This window comes from Nostoc sp. (assembly GCF_054880495.1).
Map to the genome: position 1 here is coordinate 1 of NZ_JBTYKD010000189.1, position 21,627 is coordinate 21,627.

Below are 21,627 nucleotides of genomic sequence, written 5' to 3' on the forward strand. Positions count from 1 at the left end.
GAGAGGGGAGCAAATTCTCTAGTTCCCCTTCTCCCAACTTGGGAGAAGGGGTTAGGGGATGAGGGCAAAACGCCTTCTCAAAGCAGATTTTTTCTGAAGTTGACACCAATGGGCATTGCCGTGCCCCTACCAAGGTATTTGTATCATAATTAAAGTCAAACAGTATAAGAGCCTGGGGGGAAGAGTTGGGGGTGGGGTTCTTTTATTATGTATGGGTAATTTGGCGGACATGATATGAGTTCTCGAAAAAGTCGGGAATCTCAGTCTAGTCAGAATAACACCAAAAATAGTGCCAAAGGAGTTAGGCTTCTTTGGCACGCTTTGTTTATAAGCTATTTGTATAGTTTAATTAGAGATATGTTTTATCGCCCTATCCCCGGTTTTTAATTAAGATTACTTGCACAATTTGTATTGCTATCTCCCTAGAAACCCCTAAAGCTTGACATAAATCATTTAAGAAGTTTTTATCTTCTTCATCTACAATACCTTTAGCTAAGACTAAATCAGTGGCTACTGCAAAGGCTGCTTCCCGCAAGTCTTGAGATAGAGAATCTTTGGCTGCATTAAATAAAGCATTAAAACCCTCACCCTGGAGAATGCCCAAGATTTTCTCAAACAGCCTATTCATCATCTCATGGGGATAACTTTTAAAAAGTTCCATCCGAGATAGCACAGAAGTGATAGAATTTGCTTGCTCAACAGAAAGATAACCGTCTGAGGCTGTTGCCATTAAGATAATCACAGCAAAAGCTTCCTCTGGATTGAGTGCTGTTTGGGTTTGGCTTTCACTGCCCAATACAGCGTCGAATAGACCCATTGTAGTAACTCCTTGCTTAGGGTCTCAATAGCCCTACAGCTACCTGTATGTTTGGTAGATTTCCAGGTAAGACTGCAACGCTATGAGACTTTCATGCTTTAGTGTTCCCAGGATTTCTTCACAGCGAACACATGCACCCAATGGTTTTTGGCAATAACTACACTGCCATCTGTAAACTTAGCCTTCTCCTGTCTTTTCTATAGTTTCAATTACCGCCAAACCTATGCCAGAAGCTGCTATTAACAGTACTGCTGATATCAAATAGGCGTTGGTCAGCATTCGTAGGGCTTCATCGAAAAAAATATAGGTGGTCATTGCTTCACCTTGAGAAATTTGTGCTGCTAGTACTTTTTATTTCTCCACACCCCGATAGGTGAATTTCGCTGAGAAACTGCTAGCAATTGCATCTTAACAAAACTTTAGCTCTTTCAGATCCGACTTAAACTTTTTCTTTCTGAAGATTTGATGAACTTGACATCAAAACTGCCCTTCTGCTTCCCAGTGCCAGAAACCTTTGCCCATTTGTGTGAACATTTTGTCGGGCAATGAAGTCAGGACTTAGGTACTAAAAACTTGAAACCTCGATCGCCCCTAATCCCCCGATAAATTGGGGGGAAACTCAAAGAGCCAAATTTTTAAGGGGGTTGGGGGATGTCTTGTGCGTAAGTCCTAGAAGTAAACAAGCAAAGCTTAAAGTAAACAATGTTCAATCGTCGCTACAACTGATTGAGAAAGAGTTTCAAAATCGTAACCACCTTCTAAGCCAAACAGAATTTTCCGAGTTACCCCTAGACAATAATCAGTAAATAAACCGTAGTCTTCTGGCTGCAAATTGATACTTGCCAAAGGATCTGCGGCATTGCCATCATAACCAGCACTCACAATCAGTAAATCTGCCTGAAAGTTAGCTAAAAACGGTATAACCTGTCTTTCAAATAGTGGCTGATATACTGCAATATCACTACCAGGGGGTACAGGTAAATTTAAGACATTATTATGAAAGCCGCGTTCTGTCGAGCTTCCAGTACCGGGATAGCATGGATACTGATGTAGAGAACAGTAGGCAATGCGTGCTTCACTTTCAACGATCGCCTGAGTACCATTACCGTGATGCACATCCCAATCAAGGATAGCAACGCGATTAATTCCAGGTTGTTCTAGGGCAAATAAAGCGGCGATCGCTGCATTAGAAAATAGGCAAAAGCCCATCCCCGCATCACTTTCTGCATGGTGTCCCGGTGGACGCGCCAATACAAAAGCCGGATTAGCGGACTTCAATACAGCCTCAACTCCATCTAACCAAGCACTGACTGCCAACAATGCCACATCATAACTGCGTGGGGAAACGGGGGTATCTCCATCCAAAGGGCCACCGCCACTAGAGGCGATTTGCCAAAGTTTTTTGATATAGTCCCGGCTATGCGCTTTCAGCAACACAGACATCAGTGATGGTTGTTCTGATGCTGGTGTGGGCTTTTGCCAGACAATTTTATCTGCGAATCTAGCTGCTTTTAGGGCAGTAGCGATCGCCCTCAAGCGTTCTGGTTTTTCGGGATGGTATTTTCCAGTCTTGTGATCTAAAAATTCGTCGGAATAAATGACTGGCAGCATAGGACGGAAAAGTTTGGCAGCAGGACATTCAATGCTATTGTATCCTCACTGGTACAAACAGTTTTTCCTTGCACTAGAGCGTTGGTCGTTTACTTTCGAGGATTTCTGTTGCCAGCTTTGCAGAAACCGGGCGGTAAAATAAAAAGCCCTGTACATCGTCACAGTCGATAGATTTCAAAAACTCCAGTTCCTCTTCTTTTTCTACCCCTTCGGCTGTCAACTTGAATCCTAAGCTGTGTCCCATGCCAACTATGGCCTTGATGATATAAGCTACTTTCACATCCTGCGTCAAATCTTGAATAAAAGACTTATCTATTTTCAAATTGTGGCATGGCAAATGCTGGAGGCGCGACAGCGAGGAATAACCCGTACCAAAGTCATCAATGGAGATGTAAATACCCATCTGCTGTAGATCCTCTAACACCTTCCTGGTAAAATCTAAATCTTCAACGGCTGTGCTTTCGGTAATTTCTAATTCTAAAAAGCGTGGCTCCAGCCCCCTTTGTTCTAAAACTTCGGCTATAGTCTCCAGCAATTTGGGTTGACGGAACTGTTTAAGAGAAAGATTAACAGCGATCGTTATGGGTGGCAATCCGGCATCTTGCCAGGTTTTATTTTGGCTACAGGCTGTCCGCAACACCCATTCACCGATGGGGACAATTAATCCACTTTCTTCAGCGAGGGGAATGAAGACACTGGGTGCAATCAAGCCCATCTCTGGGTGCTGCCAACGCAACAGAGCCTCCATACCAGTAATTTCTTCTGTGGCAATGTTCACACGAGGCTGATAGTACACCGTAAATTCTTTGCGTTCTAGGGCATAGCGCAAGCTCTTTTCTAAGCTCAGGAGTTCAGGATTTTTAGCGCTTAGGGAAACACTGTAGAATTGGTAGTTATTCCGCCCTTTGTCCTTGGCGTAATACAAAGCGGCATCTGCGTGCTGGATTAGTGTTTCGGCGTCAGGACTGTTGTTATCAAGCAACGCAATACCAAGGCTGGCAGTTACATAAAGTTCATGCTCTTGGAGATAGAAAGCATCCTCTAAGGCTTGTAAAATTCTGTACGCCACCAGAGTTACTTCTTCAATATCATTGACTCGCGGGAGTAAGATAGTGAACTCATCGCCTCCCCAACGCGCTATAGTGTCTCCGCCTCTGAGTGAGTCATTTAATCTTTGAGCGACGCTTTGTAACAATTCGTCTCCCAGAGTGTGCCCCAGAGTGTCATTAATCACCTTGAAACGATCTAGGTCAAGGAAGATCACAGCTAAACTTTCGCCATTCCGAGTGGCATTAGACACGGTTTTACTGAGCAGCTCATTAAATAGTACACGATTGGGCAACCCTGTCAGCACGTCATGGAGGGCTTGATAGCGAATCTTTTCTTCTACTAGCTGACGCTGCCGCGTACCAATGATACTAGCGGCCATCGTTAAAAGAGTAGATTCTTCGTGGGTTGACCAATGACGCTCAAAAGTGCAGTCTGCCAAGCCAAGATACCCCCAGAACTCATTCTCCAAGCGAAAAGGCACCAGAAGAAGGGATTTAATCCCATCTCTAATCAGGAATTCTTGTTCGGTGACAGGAAATTTTTGAGTGAGTCCGCTAATCGACTCGCCGCTAGAGAGAACACTGTACCAACGGGCTAATCCAGAAGCTTCATAAAGCTGATTCTGCCAATGGTGGTGGCTAGATTTAATAGAGGGGTGCGTCCATTCAAACTGGAGGCTGACTGCTATTTCCCCTGTAACAGGATGGGGATGGTTCTGAAAGAGATAGGCACGATCTGCCTTGGCAGCTTCGCCCAGTACAGCTAAAGCTCGATGAATACCAGTTTCGTAATTGATTTCCCTGAGCAAATAATTGGCAGCTTCCGCAACTGCTTGTAGTAAGCGATCGCGCTGGCGCAGTTCAGCTGTAGCTTGCTTTTGCTCTGTAATATCCCTAATAATAAAAGTTCTAATTAAATCACTTTCAGGAAGGTAGAGAACAGATTGTTCAAAAACTTCTGCGCCTACTTCCACCTCTCGCACAAAAGATTTTTTTTCTAGATTGTTAACTCCACTCAATAGTCCTGTTAAGATCGGATGTTGCGTCCCAACTTCCCTGAGTTTGGGAAATTTGAGAGTTGCAGCTGGATTAAGATAAGTAACTGTTCCCTCGAAATCCATTTCAACAATTGGATTGGGGATGAGTTCAGGAAAGGATGCTAGGCGAGCTAGGGCGGATTCAGTAGCTGCTTCAAAGTTAGGATCGATAGCTAAGGTTTGAAAAGGATAAGCAAGACTGGCTTGCTCTGATAGGAAACCAGATAAGTCTTCAACATCGCCAGATTCTGAAAATACTTGTTCTGAAATGTTGGAAACAGCATAATATTTAGCCTGAGCTTTATTACTGCCAAAGGCAATGATATCTCCGTTTCTGAGATTATGAGAAAAGCATTTAGTGCCATTGACAAATAAGCCATTAGTACTTGCTTTTCCCTTATAGTTGCCATCAATAATCTGGAAGCTGTATTGGTCAGTCTCTGGAACAGTTACTCGCAATAAAATTGCATGTTGCATTGATACTGACCGGGAAGCCAAGACAATAGTGTTTGCGGGATGCCGCCCCAGAGAATAAGTAGCCTCTTGTAAGGGGACAGTTCGTTCCCCTTCCAGGTCTTGGATGACCAACAGATGGCGTATTTTTTCCGGCTCATTTCCTAGCATTGCTGTTCCTCAAATTCTTAGATTTTTATTTATTTCTGAGTCGGAAAAATACTACTCCGATAAGTTCCAATACGCTTGGTTAAGGCTTGCTCGTTCCTAACCCTTCTTAAAAAGGAGCGAATTAAGTCACCCTTTTTAAGACTACAGGTATACACCTAGGAGTTTGACTCTTTTTTAGCTCTCCTTTCTCAGATATCAACTATCTATCAGCTTATTTACTAATTGTCAGTGATTTAGTGTCATGAAGATGACTAAATGGGGCAAAAGTTAGTAAATGGAACTAATTAAGAGTACTTATCTTATTAGTTTTTTATTTACTGTTGAGTTAACTTTTCATCTAGATCATCCAACCTTAGTCTTTCTTAGGATACCCAGATTGACAATCCAAAATTCAAAATTCAAGATTATTGCATTCAAAAGAGTTTCAGACTTTTATTTAAACCCCGATAGTTCCTGAGCTTGTCGTTCCCGTAGCGTCCCGCAGGGAAGGACTGTAGCTTGCTTAAAGCAAGGTAACTGAGAGCAGCGCCTTGCGTATTTTTCCCCTGGAGTTGCTCCTGTTGCGTTGTGGCTAACTGCGGCAACAGAAAAAGAGTTACTCCGCCTCCGAGCTACGTCTAAAGTAAAGGAGAATGGGAGCATCTCAATGAGTGTAAAAAGCCTTGTAAAACCTCACCCCAACCCTCTCCTTATTAAGGAGAGGGAGCAAGAATCTTGTTTCTCATCTGGTATATTTGCTTTGACTGAGATGCTTCCAAGGAGAATGAACCCCTAAATTTTAAAAAGGATTATAAAATAAACTAAAATACAGACCGTTTTCTTGTAATGTTCTCTCATTTGAGTTCACAGATATTAAAGGAATGCCCCAGTCAAGACGAACGGTGAAGCGATCGCTCTGTGACCAACGCAACCCCAGACCAACAGCTGCTAGAGTATTATGGTCGGGATTCTTTATACCAGAACTATTCCAGCCAACACCAAAATCTACAAAGGGGACAACCTGTAAAATGCTATCTATCTGCGGTAAGCGCAGAATCGGTACTTGAACTTCCGCAGAAACAAAAGTGCCATTATCCGTTAGCAGGTAATCTTGACGGTAGCCACGAACGCTATCCTGCCCACCTAAGCCAAATTGCTCTAAAGGCAAAAGTGTTCTGGATGCGAGTTGGGTATTTAAACGAAGTAATAGTAAGGTTTGAGGAGCTAAAAGCCGTGCCCACTGTGCTTGCCCTTGCCAAGCAAAAAAACGACTATCGGGAGGATTTTGATTAATCGTGGCATTCAACGCATCTATGCCCAAACTGAATTGAGAGCGTAGGGCGATGACTTCATGGCTGTTACGACTCGTCCATTCTTGAAAAAATCGCAACGCAGATACCCTAGTACGTCCCTGTTCATCAGCGCCTGAACCGGGGAAAGCTAGTCGCTCTAATTGCAAGGGGAAATAGGAGGCTTCACTTTCGCGTCGGGAGGCTGTCAACCCCAGGACGAATTCTTGTGTAGGAGTTTGAACTATGGGCTGGCGAAATGTTAGTTCGTAATAGCGAGAAGCCGATTGGATATCTAAAATGTTGAAAGGAGGTTCAATGACATTACTCGACGTAGTGCCATAGTTGAAAGTGAGGGTTCCGTTTTTGGGATTGAGTGGTAATGTATAGCTGGCCTCAAAGGAGTTGCTACCATCGGTATTAGTATAACCTAGACCCAGAGAGTCTCCCAGCCCCAATAGGTTGGCTTCATTCAATTGTAATCGACGGCGGAAACTGCCAACACTAGGCGATCGCCCATTATCAAGAACTATTGGGCTACTAAAGGTTTTTGCCTCAGTGATCTTAACTTCTAAAAGATTCACACCAGTCTGCGATCCTGCTGAGAGTTCAGCAGAGACGTTTTGAATCAAAGGATTAAGTTGCAAAAGTTGCAGTGCCTCTAGTAGACGCTGACGATTCAGAGGCGGTGATGTCGCTATTGCTAGTCGGTTGCGGACATAATTCGGATTCAACCGCCGAGTCCCAGTTACGTGGATATCTTCTAATTTACCTTCGACCACCTGAATTTTGACAACACCGGATTGGATTCTTTGGGGTGGAATATAAGCACCAGAAGTAATGTAACCATTTTTTATGTATAGATCAGTGATTTTAGAACGTGCTTGATACACTTCAGTTAGTGAGATCGGTCGTTTGGTAAATTCAGCAGTGGCTTTGGCTAACTCTTCGGGACTGAAGACTGTGCTACCAACAACTTCAAACCGTTCAACAACAATAGTTTGAGGAAAGTTGCCAGGGATTGGTTCCTCTGGTGTGGGAGTTGGGGCAGACGGGGGAAATAGTTCTGCTGGTGGAGGGAGTGGCTGTGGCAGTTCCGGTGAGGGAAGTGGCGAAGGTGCAGGTGGTTGGACATCCTGTGGTGGTGGGAGTTTTTGCGACAGGATGAAATTACTAGTTGGTAATTGTGTAGTATCAATAGCCTGAGCTCTCTCTGGACTAAAAGATATGCTGCTGAGTAATAGAAGCATATTCAGAGGTAAGCAGGACAATATAAGATTCTGAGGATATTTATTAATCATCGCACTGAACTATTTTTTGTCAGAAACTATGGAATTATATGGCGACTGCTTCAGATGTGAATCTTACTTCATCTTTTGTCGCTAAAGTTGATATCTGGGAAAATCTCAATTTACAGCTATTTTTAGGTAAATAGATTCGCGCTTTTGGGCCATAGGAATGTTCCATACAACAGATGTGGTTCAAATACATGAAAACTGCTGTAAATGTCATATTTGTTCAGCCGGGGGAGTGTCAATGCAGACTTGAAAGGATCGATGGTGTTCGATCTGCATAAGCAAGCAGATATGTTGGAATTATCTGCGGCTGCCGGAGAAATAGATAGGACTTACGCATTTATAGATCCCCCAACCCCTTAAAAAGTCGGCTCTTTAAGATCCCCCCTTTTTAAAGGGGGTTAGGGGGGATCGAAGTTTCAGCTTTTGAGTGCGTAAGTCCTGCTAGAGTATTTGGATAAATCAGGATTTTGTGTATGGCGTGATCCAGGTTACACTTATTACTTCAGAAGGTAAGCAAAAACATTTAGACAAAGAAAGTGTTGCGATCGCAGATTAAGCATTATCGAGTTTCTTAAACCTCTCATCAGTTTTTCAAACAATAATCCTTACTGTATGGTCTTTTTCTTAAACATTCCGATCAATTTATGTTTGCGAGGGTGGGTTTTGATTAACTTTTCCCGATAGTTTAACCAGCCAGCTTTCTTCCCAGATTCCAAGTAGGCATTACGTGCCTTCAATTGCTTCTTCCACCCTGCCTAAACGCCCTAGCATTGTCAGATACTCCTGGGTTTGCCCTTCCGCTTTTGCTAAATACAGGTATTCTTGGTAACGTTCCTGATGTTCGAGAATTTTCAAGCGAATTAGTGCCAAATCATCAGCATAATCTGGAACGTCTTCTTCCCAAGCTCCCCTTTCGGTGATATTACCTTGGAGAACTTGCACCAGTGGCGGATAATCCCAACCTTGGCGTAAAACCTCCATAACTATGCCAAAATCAGCATTCCACTCATCTTGCCAAGCTTCTAAATTTATTTGAATATCAACTTTTTCTTCTGGCGTCAGCTCGGTACTGAGAATTGCTTCAGACCAAGCATTATTTAATTGTCTGACAATTTGATCATTTTCCGCGCCGTATTCTGCAACATCATCCCAATTTTCCACACAGGTAGAGGTAATCGCTTCCAAAATAGCGATCGCATTTTCACCTTGTCCTCGTTCGCTAAAATCTACCGCAGTTTGCACCACACTTAGCAATTTATCGGCAATCGGATCTTCTTCGTACCCCTCTTCAAAGTAGCGCACAGTATCCCGGAGAATCTGCCGGACTTGCCCCCGAAAAGGAACCGGATCAATAGTACTGCGGCGCATGAATTTTGTGGTTGTTTGCTTGTTATCTCGATTAGTCATCCAGTTGACATGGCGCTCAATCATATCAATTAGCGGTAAATATTCTGTTACCAATTCTTGCAGCAGCCTTTGAGTTTGGATATAATCTAGGCGATTTAGTAGTTGTTCTAGGGTGGGGCGCTGCTGAATATTTTCTGAGTTACGCACACAGACGAGCATTGTCGCTACAACGTGTTTACACCACCCTTCAAGGTCGTAATCACAGGTACAGCTTACTGAAAACCCACTGCGATCGAAACTCACGTTGACATGATAAGGTGTAGCTTGACTGCCTGCAACACCTGCCTGAAGCAGATCACCACGTTGGGCAACAGCATTGACAGCACCAGCCTCATAGTATGCCTCACCCTGCTGGAAAGATTTGGCGTTGGCATGACGGCGGATAGTAAATTCGCTAATTTGGGGAATAGACATCGAGCGATCGCCTGTGTAAATCCTCTGGATCAATCTTAAATCCAGCTTAGGTGTTAGGCTAAGGCGCTTTGACACTCTCAGCACGGCTTCGTGACTGAGATTCTTGGTTCAACGAGTCCACTTAAACTAAGTTCCTTGCGTTACCTAGTCCAGAGGTGGTTCTCTCCCCAAGCTTTAACTTTCGGTATGCCCTACCGTAGTTGGATTTATCCAAAATTTGTTTGTTAGAGACGCGAAATTTCGCGTCTGTATAAAGCTGGTCCTCTAGTTCCTGTGAATCTTTTACCTACTTTCAGGTTGTGCAAAAGCACTACTAGAACAACGAGTAGAACCCCATAGATTCAGTTGTCTTCGCGTTAGCGTCTCCCCTTGGGAGAAGGTACAGCGCAAAGCAGTTAGGCTGCTAGGTTTTTAGACAGGTTGTATCCCTTTCCTGTTAGGTTAATTTTACCATCAAAGTGCATAAAGATTAAGACTGACTGCCTTTATTACCGCACGAGTCGCTTAATCTGGGTACGCTTTGTGACTGAAGCTCTACGCTTACCGGGTATTTCTGTGAATAAATTCAAGCAGTATAAAAATAAATAAGTATACGCTTTTGACTATAATTACTGAAAACATCCGTCTTTTCGCCAGAAGTCAGTGAATCATAATTTGAGTTAGTAAAACCCGAACGTTAAATCAGTAAATAGTTATCAAGCCTATGCTAAGAGATTTAAATCAGTTACCAAATCTCACTGATTACAGATAAGTGTGTACTGGGAACTTAAACCCAGCGACGAAACTGATAACTGTTAAAGGGGTTGCACTGATTGTCGGTCAAGTTGAGAATAAATAGGCGAAGCACACGGGGAAACTAACGTGAGTCAAGGATTTGATTACGATTTAGTCATTATCGGCGCTGGTGTAGGCGGGCATGGTGCAGCCTTACACGCTGTAAGTTGCGGTCTGAAAACAGCGATTATTGAAGCTGCTGATATGGGAGGAACCTGTGTTAATCGGGGCTGTATTCCTTCTAAGGCGCTACTAGCGGCATCTGGGCGTGTGCGGGAGTTACGCGATGCCCACCACCTCAAGTCACTGGGAATTCAAATTGGTAGCGTGGAATTCGATCGCCAAGCGATCGCAAATCATGCTAACAATCTCGTCTCGAAAATTCAAGGCGACTTAACCAACAGTCTCAAACGTCTAAAAGTCGATATCATCAGAGGTTGGGGAAAAATCGCTGGGGCGCAAAAAGTCTCCATCACCGGAGATGGCGGTGAAAAAACGATTACAGCCAAAGACATCATCCTTTCCCCAGGTTCAATTCCTTTTGTGCCTCCAGGGATTGAAGTAGACGGCAAAACTGTCTTTACCAGCGATCAAGGTGTCAAATTAGAGTCGTTACCAGACTGGATAGCAATTATTGGCAGTGGTTACATCGGCTTGGAATTTTCTGATATTTACTCAGCTTTGGGTTGTGAAATCACCTTGATTGAAGCCCTAGATCAGCTAATGCCAGGATTTGACCGTGATATTGCCAAACTTGCCGAACGAGTGCTAATTACTCCCCGCGATATTGAAACGAAAGTGGGGATATACGCCAAAAAAGTTATCCCAGGTTCACCTGTGATAATTGAGTTAGCAGATTTAAAAACCAAAGAAGATGTAGATGTCATCGAAGTAGATGCTTGCTTGGTGGCTACTGGACGCATCCCAGCGACTAAAAATCTCGGTTTAGAGTCTGTGGGTGTAGAACTCGATCGGCGGAATTTTATTCCAGTAGACGAGCGCATGGCAGTGCTATCAGCAGGTGAAGTGGTGCCGCATTTGTGGGCAATTGGGGATGGTAATGGGAAGATGATGTTAGCACATGCGGCTTCTGCTCAAGGCATCATCGCGGTAGAAAACATAGTTGGGAGGGAAAGAATAGTAGACTATCGCAGCATCCCCGCCGCAGCCTTTACCCACCCGGAACTCAGCTATGTGGGCTTAACAGAAACCGCCGCTAAAGAGTTGGGACAAACCGAAGGGTTTGAAATCGCCACAAGTAAGAGTTACTTCAAAGGAAATTCTAAAGCCTTGGCAGAAAATGAAGCTGATGGGATTGCCAAGGTGATATATCGCAAAGACACCGGAGAAGTTTTAGGCGTTCACATTTTCGGATTGCATGCCTCAGACTTAATTCATGAAGCCTCAGCTGCGATCGCAAACCGTCAATCTGTGCAAAACTTGGCACATCTAGTTCACGCCCACCCGACACTTTCGGAAGTATTGGACGAAGCTTATAAACGAGCGATCGCCATTTAGTCATTTGTCCTTAGTCATTTGTCCTTTGCTAATAAACAAGGATAAATGACTAATTACTAATGACCAATGACCAATGACCAATGACTAATGACTAATTATGCAAATCCGTCGTCGTTCACCTAACCCAGCTATTAATGTATCCATGTTACGTTATCAGGCTGCCGTGCCTGACGGGGCGCCAAAGAACATCTTGGAGGAAATTGTCTGGCAGAAAGAAGCAGAATATGACCAAATGCGGGAAAAAGTTCCTTTGAAGGAATTGGTTAAGCAGGTACTAACTGCGCCGCCAACCCGTGATTTTGTCGCCGCCTTGCGCCAAGGTAAGACTAAGCCAGCATTGATTGCCGAAGTCAAAAAAGCTTCACCGAGTAAAGGCGTTTTACGAGAAGATTTTGATCCAGTAGCGATCGCCCTATCTTATCAGCAAGGCAAAGCCACTTGTCTTTCTGTGCTTACAGATGTCAAGTTCTTTCAAGGTAGTTTTGACAACTTAGCTAAAGTTCGGGCTGCCGTAGATTTGCCCCTACTATGCAAAGAGTTTATCATTTATGCTTACCAAATATACTTGGCGCGGGTTCATGGTGCAGATGCTATTTTGTTGATTGCAGCTATCCTGGGCGATCAAGATTTGAAATACTTCCTGAAAATTGCTCACAAACTGAAAATGGCAGCCTTGATTGAAGTCCATAGTTTGGCAGAACTTGACCGTGTGTTAGCCTTAGATGGGGTCTCCTTAATAGGAATCAATAATCGCAATTTAGAAGATTTCTCTGTTGACCTGCAAACTACTTGCCAACTTTTAGCTGCAAGGGGTAGCCAATTCCAGGAGAAAAACATCCTTGTTGTTAGCGAGTCAGGACTAAACAACCCTGATGATTTAAGTTTGGTATTTACAGCAGGTGCATCTGCTGTACTCATTGGAGAATCTTTGGTAAAACAACCAGATCCCGGCGCTGCGATCACCCGGATCTTGCCGACGAATTTCTGAAAAAAACACCTCCCCTGCGCCTCTTAGTGCAGGGTAACTACAAAGAATTCTTAGGCGATCGGGCACACTATACGTATACACGCAACACTTTCCCGTTAAATATCATCAATATCTTTGCCAAATCTTTATTACTAATTAAATAAAGCTCTAAGGAATTAGTTATTTCTTGTGTAACAATTTATTAACAGGAGATAAACTCTGACTAATACAAAATCCCAAATATAAAATCAAAATTTAACTTCATGGAGCAAATTCCTCTACCTTCACCTATTCATTACGAACTTATACTTCAACTTTTAGAAAGACAAACCATGTTAGCGGTAAATGATAATCCCGATTTACGGCATCAGGTGAATCAGCTAATTATTACTCTCCGTAAAGCTGCCGTACAACAAAAACGACTAGAAGAAATTTGTGAGTTTTCCTCTGTAACTATTGATCACCGTTGGTCGATCAACCATCATCACGAGAGTAAAGTTGTTGCCCCCGATTGAAGCTGATAACTTAATATCTCAACCTCAAATTTTGCATCTTTGTTAAGTTGGCTTACCACCGTCAGAAAGCCTCTCTGTGTATTGAAGAAACTAATACTCAAAACTTCCACCGTACTTGCTTATCTCAAATGCACAGTTTGGGGTGTGATTTAAAATGATTCTGGTTAGAGAACTTTCTCTGCTTTGCAAAAATATCTGAAATTACTAGATAAGGATTTAAAATCGGCAGTATTAACGCACAGATTTTAGTTTATATAAATCTAACTTTATTTAGCTACTTTCCTAAAGTTATACAGAGTTATTTTTTCTCTAACTACTAACTTATAGCGTTTCCCAATCAGATGAAGCACATCATAGCCCCCTCATCGCTTGCGGGGAGGGGGTTGGAGGTGGGGTTCTTGTATCTCACTAAGGCCGAAAGCTGCAATAGCTTTTTACAATTTATACAATAATTATATTAATGCTGTCGAAATAATTTGAGATTTTTATCCAATTAGAGTTACGAATACAAGGATGCCCTTATCACTTTGACTAACGCACCGTCACAGATTAGACATAACGTCTCTACAAGGGTTTCAGGTAACGCATCATTAATTTATGGAGATGTCTATTAGATCAAGATGGGGCTTAAGGAAGTAACGCACTCTACAAGAAGTTAGATATTTTTTTAATTGGAAGTCTCTAATTGATTGTAGCTGATGAATTCTTCTTTAATAATTTGCAGACATCCAACTCATAACCCTTTCTATAGAGGCAATGAATGAATTGCCTCTATCCAAAAATTACTCAGAATCAGTAAAACCGAGATTGGTACGCCCAACCTACCCCCACAAAAAATTATTTCTTATAAATTATCCACACTGCATGAATAATCCCAGGAATGTAACCAAAAAGTGTCAAAACTATATTAATCCAAAAATCTATACCAAAACCTACTTGCAAAAAAACCCCTAAAGGCGGTAATAAAATGGCACACAGAAGACGAACTAAATCCATTTGAACCTCCTGTTAATTTTACAAAAGACAGCTTGTCGGCGAAGTGATTCACCACTGCTCAAGTATATTTGTACCTCTCAAAGATAACATTGCCGAACTAAATCTAGGTCACGGTTAAGATGCGGGAAACCGCACTCAAGATTAGCCACCGCTAATTTTGGCTTTGTAACCTAGCTTGGTTAAAATCTCGACAATTTTCTGCTTGTGTTCGCCCTGAATTTCAATCTCGTTGTCTTTAATTGTCCCACCTGTCCCACACTGACTTTTCAACTGCTTCACCAAATCTGCCAAGGTTTCCGGTTTGGCTTGAAAACCGCTAATCACCGTGACGGTTTTGCCTTTGCGTCCTTTGCGGGAAGCTTGTACTTTGAGATTTTGTTGTTGTGTGGGTAGTTCTGGAATTGGTCTTTCTGTGGCGGCGGAGTTGTCGTTGCCAAATTCGCGGTAGACAAAACCTTTATCGGAAGATTTGGGATTGGAAGAAGACATAAAATGAATGTTTAAGAAAAATTTCAAAAGCAATGGAAACTTCTACGCAACCGTTTATGCTGGGAAATCAATTTCTAGGCTAACATCACAAATCCATTGCAACGGATTCAATCAGATTGGGCACTTGTACTGACTTGTACTGAGCTTGCCTGCCCTGAGCCTGTCGAAGGGTCGAAGTAGCGTTCGCGTAGCGTCTCGTAGAGAAGTCGTTGGCGCAGCCTCTCGTAGAGAAGTATTGGGCATTGAATATCAACGAAGAATTTAGTTCCTAGTTCCCATTGCCCATTCCCCAGATATACCCCAGACTTTTCTATAATAATTAAGTTATTCCCCTCATCAAAATCAGCCCGTGACTACTACTCCCCTTTCTCCAAGTTCAACTGCTCAAGTTCCAGATACGCTAGGTCGCTTTGGACGCTTTGGCGGTAAGTATGTACCTGAAACGCTGATGCCTGCTCTTACTGAACTAGAAACAGTTTATCAGCAATACCGTAATGATCCTGGTTTTCAAGCAGAACTACAGCAGTTGTTACGGGACTATGTAGGACGTGCCACACCATTGTATTTCGCTGAACGCCTGACTGCTCATTATGCCCGACCCAATCGCACCGGACCGCAAATTTACTTAAAGCGCGAGGATTTAAATCATACTGGCTCTCACAAAATCAATAATGCCCTTGGTCAGGTATTGTTGGCAAAACGCATGGGTAAGCAACGGATTATTGCCGAAACGGGTGCTGGACAACATGGAGTTGCCACAGCCACAGTTTGCGCTCGTTTTGGGTTGGAATGCATAATTTACATGGGCGTTCATGACATGGAACGCCAAGCTTTGAATGTGTTCAGAATGCAGTTGATGGGGGCAGAAGTGCGTCCGGTCGAGGCGGGTACGGGAACCCTGAAGGATGCGACTTCTGAAGCAATCCGGGATTGGGTGACAAATGTGGAAACGACTCACTACATCCTGGGTTCGGTAGCAGGGCCTCATCCTTACCCGATGATGGTACGTGATTTTCATGCAGTAATTGGTCAAGAAACTCGCGCCCAAGCAATGGAAAAGTGGGGTGTATTGCCTGATATTCTCTTGGCTTGTGTTGGTGGTGGTTCCAATGCTATGGGACTATTCTATGAGTTTCTCAATGAGTCTTCTATACGGTTAATTGGGGTTGAGGCAGCCGGAGAAGGTGTCAATACACCAAAACACGCAGCCACCTTGACAAAAGGACGAGTTGGTGTATTGCATGGAGCAATGAGCTATCTCCTGCAAGATGAAGATGGACAAATTATTGAGGCACACTCAATTAGTGCGGGGTTAGATTATCCCGGTGTGGGTCCAGAACATAGTTATTTGAAGGATGCTGGTCGCGCTGAATACTATAGTGTGACTGATGCACAAGCTTTGGCGGCATTCCAGCGATTGTCGAAATTGGAGGGGATTATCCCAGCATTAGAAACAGCCCATGCGATCGCCTACCTCGAAACTCTATGTCCCCAACTACCCAACAGTCCCCGGATTGTAATTAACTGCTCTGGACGCGGCGATAAGGATGTACAAACAGTAGCCAAGTTATTAAATGATGCGTAAATATACATAAAATTTTGGCGAAAAAGCAATTATGGATCAACAATTCCAATATACTATGCTACCGCAACCCACTTACGACGAGTTGGCACGCCAAAATTTACTGCAAGGAGAGTGAACAGTGGCGTGCGGAATATATTGCGCGGGTGTTGCGCGTGGTACAGAAAGAATTAGAAACTCTCAACCAAAGCTAGTCGCCCAGAGGTTTTAGGGACTGACAAAAAATAAATCATCCCAAATTATTTAGGACTTACGCAAAACTACACACGGTAGGGGCAATTCATGTAGCTTTAGCTGACCGCAGGGTATTGCCCCTAAGAAGAAAATCATTTTTTTCGGCTATTGTTTGCGTAAGTCCTGTTATTTCTACATTTGTAGGGGCGTATTGCAATACGCCCCGACGATGGGATATTTTTTTAATTGGAAATCCTTTGGTAGAGAAATTCATGCCATTTGCCATTTTTGTAGAAATAATCATACTACTGGTAGAGCATTCGCCATAAATAAGATTATATACTATTTAAAATAAGTAATAATACTTAAGATATTGCTGAAACTTGGGTCGTAAACAGAATTTTTGGGAAGGCAATGCCTACGCCTAATCTTGATACGCATCATTTATTCTTGCCAAATTAGTTCAAAAAAGACTAAATTTTATACCTACCTACTTGTTAAAGTTTAAGCGTAATTACTAATTGACAAAATTGATGTTCTTTTAAACTATCACGGATGATGGTAGAGAGCAATTTTTTCTAAACAGCATAATTGTCTCGTAAGATCGCGGATTTAAACGTTTGATGGTAGTTTTTGAACATAAAACGCCATAATTAAAACTATATAGACATATAAGCAATTTGTCATACTGACATTACTTTAGTTAGATTGTTGGCAACTTTACTTTCAGCAAGCAAATGATTAAGACAACAATCTATAGCGTTGCTTTAGGCACTATCATTATCAGTAGTGGAGCGATCGCTACTCCTGTAACAAATCCAACTTTTACGCCGACATCTTCAAATGTATCAAATAATGCTGTTCACATCGTAGCATCTAGCATCAACACTGCTGGTCTAGAACAGTCAGTTTTCAACCAAATTAATAATTACAGAGCTTCCCAAGGGCTAGCAAACCTGACTGTGAATTCTGCCATTGATAATCAAGCCAGGATTCACAGTCAGGACATGGCTAATGGTAAAGTTCCCTTTGGACATAGGGGATTTTCAGAACGGATTCAAGCAATCGGTATTTCTTACAGTGCAGCTGGTGAAAATGTCGCTTATAACCAGGGATATACTGCTCCTGCTAAAACAGCTGTTCAAGGCTGGCTCAAAAGTCCAGGGCATCTAGCCAATATTAGAGGCAATTATAATCAGACGGGGATTGGTGTCGCTAGCAACAGTCAAGGCGAAATCTACTTCACACAAATTTTCCTTCGCTGATAGATTTGCTAAAATTCAGGTTTTTTCTCAAATTCCCCAGACTTCAGCCTCTTAGCAAAGCTTTTACGAATAATGTAGTTTAAATGACATTTGTCTATCGAGTACTACATTAATTTTTAGTAATTCATAAAAATCTTCAATTCTCAGCAAAAATAACTGTGATTTTTATCTAGCTGACCGATTGAAGTATTGACAATTGGAAATGATTGTTTGTATATGCGATACAAGAATATAGCCAAATTGCCGAAATTCATCAACCCTTAATAGTATCGTGGTATATATCCTCGGAACAATAAGGTAAAGTAGAAGTCTTATATCTCTACACATTACGCAATTCTCCATGTTCCGACAAACTGCTTTTGGCATCGCTTTAAGTGCGCTTGTCCTTGCTAGTGGATTAACGACTGTTCCGATCCCAAATTATCCTTCTACGAATACATCCACCCGTAATAAGCTGTTGTCGCTTTTTTCTAGTCAGGCTGCAATATCGACTCCTACTTTTAAAACTACTGAGCTAGAAAAATCAGTATTTGATGAAATTAATCGATATCGGACTTCTAAAGGACTGCCAAAGTTGACTCTAAATGCAAATATTACTCGACAGGCAAGAATTCATAGTCAAAACATGGCTAAAGGTAAAACCCCATTTAGCCATCAGGGATTTGAACGGCGAGTCAAAGCTATCCCTCTTCGCTACAACAGCGCGGCGGAAAATGTTGCTTTCAACCGGGGATATAGCAACCCTGTAGACGAAGCTGTTACTGGTTGGATCAACAGTCCTGGACATTTAAAGAATCTTAAAGGAAATTACAACCTGACTGGAATTGGCGTTGCTACTAATAATCAAGGCGATGTCTACTTGACACAACTTTTTTTCCACACTAGGTAGATTTAATTTCTGATGTTTTTGCACAATAATAATCTAGTGTCTGATAAGACTTTTGTCTGCTGGACACTGCTATTATTTTTAAACAATTCATGACATTACAAGATTTTCAGGTGAGCGATCGCGATCTCAGTGACGCAGCCCTTAGCCAGTATTTAGAATCAGCAGCGATCGCAGTTGATACAGAAACGATGGGATTATTGCCACTGCGCGATCGCTTGTGTCTTGTCCAATTGTGCAACCAATCCGGGAAAGTGACTGCAATCCGCATAGCCAAAGGACAAGCTGACGCTCCAAACTTAAAAAAACTCTTGGAAGCGGCAAATGTCGTAAAAGTGTTTCACTTTGCTCGCTTTGACCTAGCCACTTTGAGAGCTAATTTGGGGATTCAGGTTCAGCCTGTTTTTTGCAGTAAAATTGCTAGTAAATTAGCCCGTACTTACACAAATCGCCACGGACTCAAAGATGTGGTACAAGAGTTAGAACAAGTGGAACTGGATAAAAGTTCTCAAAGTTCTGATTGGGGTAACGCCGCTAGTTTAACAGAAGCTCAACTGAGTTATGCTGCCAATGATGTGCGCTACTTACTTAGTGTGCAGGAAAAGCTAATAGAAATGCTCAAACGAGAAGAACGTTGGGAAATTGCTCAAGAATGTTTTGAATTTCTGCCAACAATTGTTTCCTTAGATTTGTTGCAATTTAAGGATTTGTTTGAACATTGATCAAACAATAAACCTCTTGCAAAAGAAGCATCAATTTTTGCAAATTGCCCTACGCCAAGCACACGCTACGCCAAAAGACTAGTACCCCAAGGCGGAATTCAAAATTCCAGATTCAAACAGGTATACAGGGTAAGCGTTTCATGGTAACACAGCAGTTTGACAGGTCTTACCCTGAGCTTGCCGAAGGGCTCACTGTAATACTTGCCGTTGACGTGGTCACTGAGCCTTGCCGTTCGCGCAGCGTCTCGTAGAGAAGTCCAGCCTCTGGTAGAGAAGTATTGAATTTGGAATCGGTGCTTTATTTACGCCGTGTTGTACTAGAAGTCAGTGGCTCACAAACAAAGTCTGCCAACCCAGGCTAACGTGAGTTCGACGAACCTCTTGACTAAAGCTCAAATCTGTTCCTCTGACCGTCGGAGAGGGACAGTTTTGCGTAGTAGTAAAACCTCTTAGAGGTCTTTTACTTCAGCTAATTAGGCAAAGACTATATGAGCCGTCGAATTCACGTCAAGCGAGGATTAGTCCGTGCAGCCGGACTTTGCCTCGGTAGTTTCAAAGTACAGCTTTGCCTAAGATGCAATATTTGGAATCATTCAGTGTCTTTAGGAGTTTTAGATTCACTAATGCCTTCCTTGAGATTGCTGGCTCCCTCTTGAATGCCTTGTTTGAGATTACTAGCTCCTTCTTGAATGCCTTCTTTGAGGTTAGTAGCTCCTTCTTGAATGCCTTCCTTGAGGTTACTAGCTCCCTTTTTAATAGCTTCGGTGACGCTACTACTTCCCTTTTGCAAATTTTCTTGCTGATTTTTTAGCTTATCTACGGCATTGTAGTCATCTGGACCTGGGGGAGTTTTTGATTCAATAGTGCCTTCTGTTGGGCCACCGATCGCCTTCCATGCCGCAAGACCACCTTTGAGTTGAGAGACACGCTCAAATCCATTAGAACGCAGTTGTTGTGCGGCTTGGGCAGTTTCTTCTTCATTAGCACCGTAAACGTAAATATCACGACTTTTATGCAAAGAAGATACTGCACGCTCTACCAATTCATCTATTGGGGTCGGGATCGCTCCCGTAATGTGACCTTGGTTGAAGATCAGGCGAGCGCGCACATCCAATATTGTAAAAGCTGGTTCGCCCCATTCTAGACGAGTCTTCAGGACATCAACATCAGATTGTGCTTCTATGGGTGGCTGGGGCGGAATGATGCCGCCTACTAAATTGTTAGTCATAACTATTCCTTACTAATGATATTTATACCAATTTAAGGGCCTAAGGAGATTTAATTGCTCTTTCTCTGGGATGAATTTACTCAAACTCTCTCCTGAGATAGACTGGGTAATTGAAATATTTTCTACCATTTAATCCATTGTAAATTTAGTCAACTTAGACTACATAAAGTCAGCTTTTTGGATTAAATTAATTAAATATATAATAAGTTTATATTTCTAATCTTTAATTATTTAGACACATTGTAAATAAATTTAAATTTATTAGATTCGCCACCTAATTAATAGAAAAAGAGAACTTTAGCTGTTGGCAAATTTGCATAAAACAAGAGCGTGAAACCGACTAAAGCAGCAAAAAATTTGGAAGCTGGTTGAGGTGTAATGCTTAAAGCAAAGCTGTTGCTAATTTATTAGAACTTACGCAAAACTACACGCACTCTGGGGCAATTCATGTAGACAAAGGCTGACCGCAGGGTATTGCCCCTAAGAAGAAAATCATTCTTTTCGGCTATTGTTTGCGTAAATCCTGTTTATGCTGACTTTTTGTCTGTTAAAGCTGTTTTTGCTGCCCTTATACCTTGTGGTAATATTCTCAGTCATTGGCTTGTCATAGTTTCAGGCTGAAACTTGTAGTATATTATATACTTAAGAGAGTACCTATATGTAAATGCACGCTGAGTAAATTTTCGTAGACCCCCTTCAAAAGGACATACCCGTTGGCTAGAGTACATTTGGGTAAGTAGGAGTTTAAAATCTCAATTGGCTTATGGCTTCGTTTATGAGGCGTTATAGATATCTAAACTAATCAGGGAGGGCGTTGCTCTGACAAAGTTGTAGTAATTGCCGTGGCGTTTAGTGTTTCTCTGGACTATTTGCGGTGATCAACATGGTCTTCAATTACACTTATCTTAAGTATAAAATTTCAAAACTATACATTTTATCAGCATTACGATCGCTGAAGTTTTCATAAACTTGATGGAAAATTAATT

15 protein-coding genes and 2 pseudogenes are annotated in these 21,627 nt (G+C 42.3%); 7 read left to right on the forward strand and 10 right to left on the reverse strand.

Translation table 11 applies throughout. The features are described 5' to 3' along the window. Nucleotides 1-370: 370 nt before the first annotated feature. From ACYTXL_RS18320 to ACYTXL_RS18345, 6 genes and pseudogenes are all read right to left on the reverse strand, one after another. The gene (locus tag ACYTXL_RS18320; protein WP_461925992.1) at nt 371-817 is read right to left on the reverse strand and encodes a tellurite resistance TerB family protein; all 447 of its coding nucleotides are present in this window, start codon (nt 815-817) and stop codon (nt 371-373) included. Nucleotides 818-994: 177 nt separating this feature from the next. Next, nucleotides 995-1,132 (reverse strand): hypothetical protein, encoded by a 138-nt coding sequence (locus ACYTXL_RS18325; RefSeq protein ID WP_334972163.1) that lies wholly within the window; start codon nt 1,130-1,132, stop codon nt 995-997. Between the two features lie 375 nt (nt 1,133-1,507). After that, on the reverse strand, nt 1,508-2,428 hold the full coding sequence (locus ACYTXL_RS18330; RefSeq protein ID WP_461925993.1) for a histone deacetylase family protein: 921 nt from the start codon (nt 2,426-2,428) through the stop codon (nt 1,508-1,510). Nucleotides 2,429-2,501: 73 nt separating this feature from the next. After that, on the reverse strand, nt 2,502-5,138 hold the full coding sequence (locus tag ACYTXL_RS18335) for an EAL domain-containing protein (RefSeq protein ID WP_461925994.1): 2,637 nt from the start codon (nt 5,136-5,138) through the stop codon (nt 2,502-2,504). A 778-nt stretch (nt 5,139-5,916) separates the two neighbouring features. Further along, complete coding sequence (locus tag ACYTXL_RS18340) at nt 5,917-7,656, reverse strand: ShlB/FhaC/HecB family hemolysin secretion/activation protein (protein WP_461925995.1); 1,740 nt, start codon at nt 7,654-7,656, stop codon at nt 5,917-5,919. Nucleotides 7,657-8,439: 783 nt separating this feature from the next. Next, nucleotides 8,440-9,525: pseudogene (locus tag ACYTXL_RS18345) on the reverse strand (SWIM zinc finger family protein); the annotation flags it as partial. 861 nt (nt 9,526-10,386) lie between these two features. Here ACYTXL_RS18345 and lpdA point away from each other — a divergent pair. The 3 genes from lpdA to ACYTXL_RS18360 all read left to right on the forward strand — a co-directional run bounded on the left by lpdA (nt 10,387) and on the right by ACYTXL_RS18360 (nt 13,299). Then, nucleotides 10,387-11,817, forward strand: a complete 1,431-nt coding sequence (lpdA, locus tag ACYTXL_RS18350) for a dihydrolipoyl dehydrogenase (RefSeq protein WP_461925996.1) — start codon at nt 10,387-10,389, stop codon at nt 11,815-11,817. 97 nt (nt 11,818-11,914) lie between these two features. After that, nucleotides 11,915-12,805: an indole-3-glycerol phosphate synthase TrpC gene (gene trpC, locus ACYTXL_RS18355; RefSeq protein WP_461925997.1), complete on the forward strand. Its 891-nt coding sequence runs from the start codon at nt 11,915-11,917 to the stop codon at nt 12,803-12,805. A 242-nt stretch (nt 12,806-13,047) separates the two neighbouring features. Continuing rightward, nucleotides 13,048-13,299: a DUF5340 domain-containing protein gene (locus tag ACYTXL_RS18360; protein WP_461925998.1), complete on the forward strand. Its 252-nt coding sequence runs from the start codon at nt 13,048-13,050 to the stop codon at nt 13,297-13,299. Between the two features lie 837 nt (nt 13,300-14,136). Here the strand turns inward: ACYTXL_RS18360 and ACYTXL_RS18365 are convergent. The 3 genes from ACYTXL_RS18365 to ACYTXL_RS18375 all read right to left on the reverse strand — a co-directional run bounded on the left by ACYTXL_RS18365 (nt 14,137) and on the right by ACYTXL_RS18375 (nt 15,027). Beyond that, nucleotides 14,137-14,295 (reverse strand): YqaE/Pmp3 family membrane protein, encoded by a 159-nt coding sequence (locus ACYTXL_RS18365; RefSeq protein WP_461925999.1) that lies wholly within the window; start codon nt 14,293-14,295, stop codon nt 14,137-14,139. Nucleotides 14,296-14,436: 141 nt separating this feature from the next. After that, nucleotides 14,437-14,784, reverse strand: coding sequence for a translation initiation factor (locus tag ACYTXL_RS18370; protein WP_461926000.1), 348 nt, complete (start codon nt 14,782-14,784; stop codon nt 14,437-14,439). 111 nt (nt 14,785-14,895) lie between these two features. Further along, complete coding sequence (locus ACYTXL_RS18375; RefSeq protein WP_461926001.1) at nt 14,896-15,027, reverse strand: hypothetical protein; 132 nt, start codon at nt 15,025-15,027, stop codon at nt 14,896-14,898. Nucleotides 15,028-15,133: 106 nt separating this feature from the next. Here ACYTXL_RS18375 and trpB point away from each other — a divergent pair, with 106 nt between their 5' ends. The 4 genes from trpB (at nt 15,134) to ACYTXL_RS18395 (ending at nt 19,413) form a co-directional block, all read left to right on the forward strand. Further along, complete coding sequence (gene trpB, locus ACYTXL_RS18380) at nt 15,134-16,369, forward strand: tryptophan synthase subunit beta (protein ID WP_461926002.1); 1,236 nt, start codon at nt 15,134-15,136, stop codon at nt 16,367-16,369. A 908-nt stretch (nt 16,370-17,277) separates the two neighbouring features. After that, a complete protein-coding gene (locus ACYTXL_RS18385; RefSeq protein ID WP_461926003.1) occupies nt 17,278-17,805 on the forward strand; it encodes a CAP domain-containing protein in 528 nt (175 codons plus the stop codon). Between the two features lie 340 nt (nt 17,806-18,145). Then, on the forward strand, nt 18,146-18,694 hold the full coding sequence (locus tag ACYTXL_RS18390; protein WP_292791081.1) for a CAP domain-containing protein: 549 nt from the start codon (nt 18,146-18,148) through the stop codon (nt 18,692-18,694). Between the two features lie 89 nt (nt 18,695-18,783). Further along, entirely contained in the window at nt 18,784-19,413 is a 630-nt protein-coding gene (locus tag ACYTXL_RS18395; RefSeq protein WP_461926004.1) for a ribonuclease D, read from the forward strand. 781 nt (nt 19,414-20,194) lie between these two features. On the opposite strand, the pseudogene ACYTXL_RS18400 reads toward ACYTXL_RS18395, so the two are convergent. After that, nucleotides 20,195-20,641 (reverse strand): annotated as a pseudogene (locus tag ACYTXL_RS18400) (rhodanese-like domain-containing protein); the annotation flags it as partial. Nucleotides 20,642-21,627: the final 986 nt, after the last annotated feature.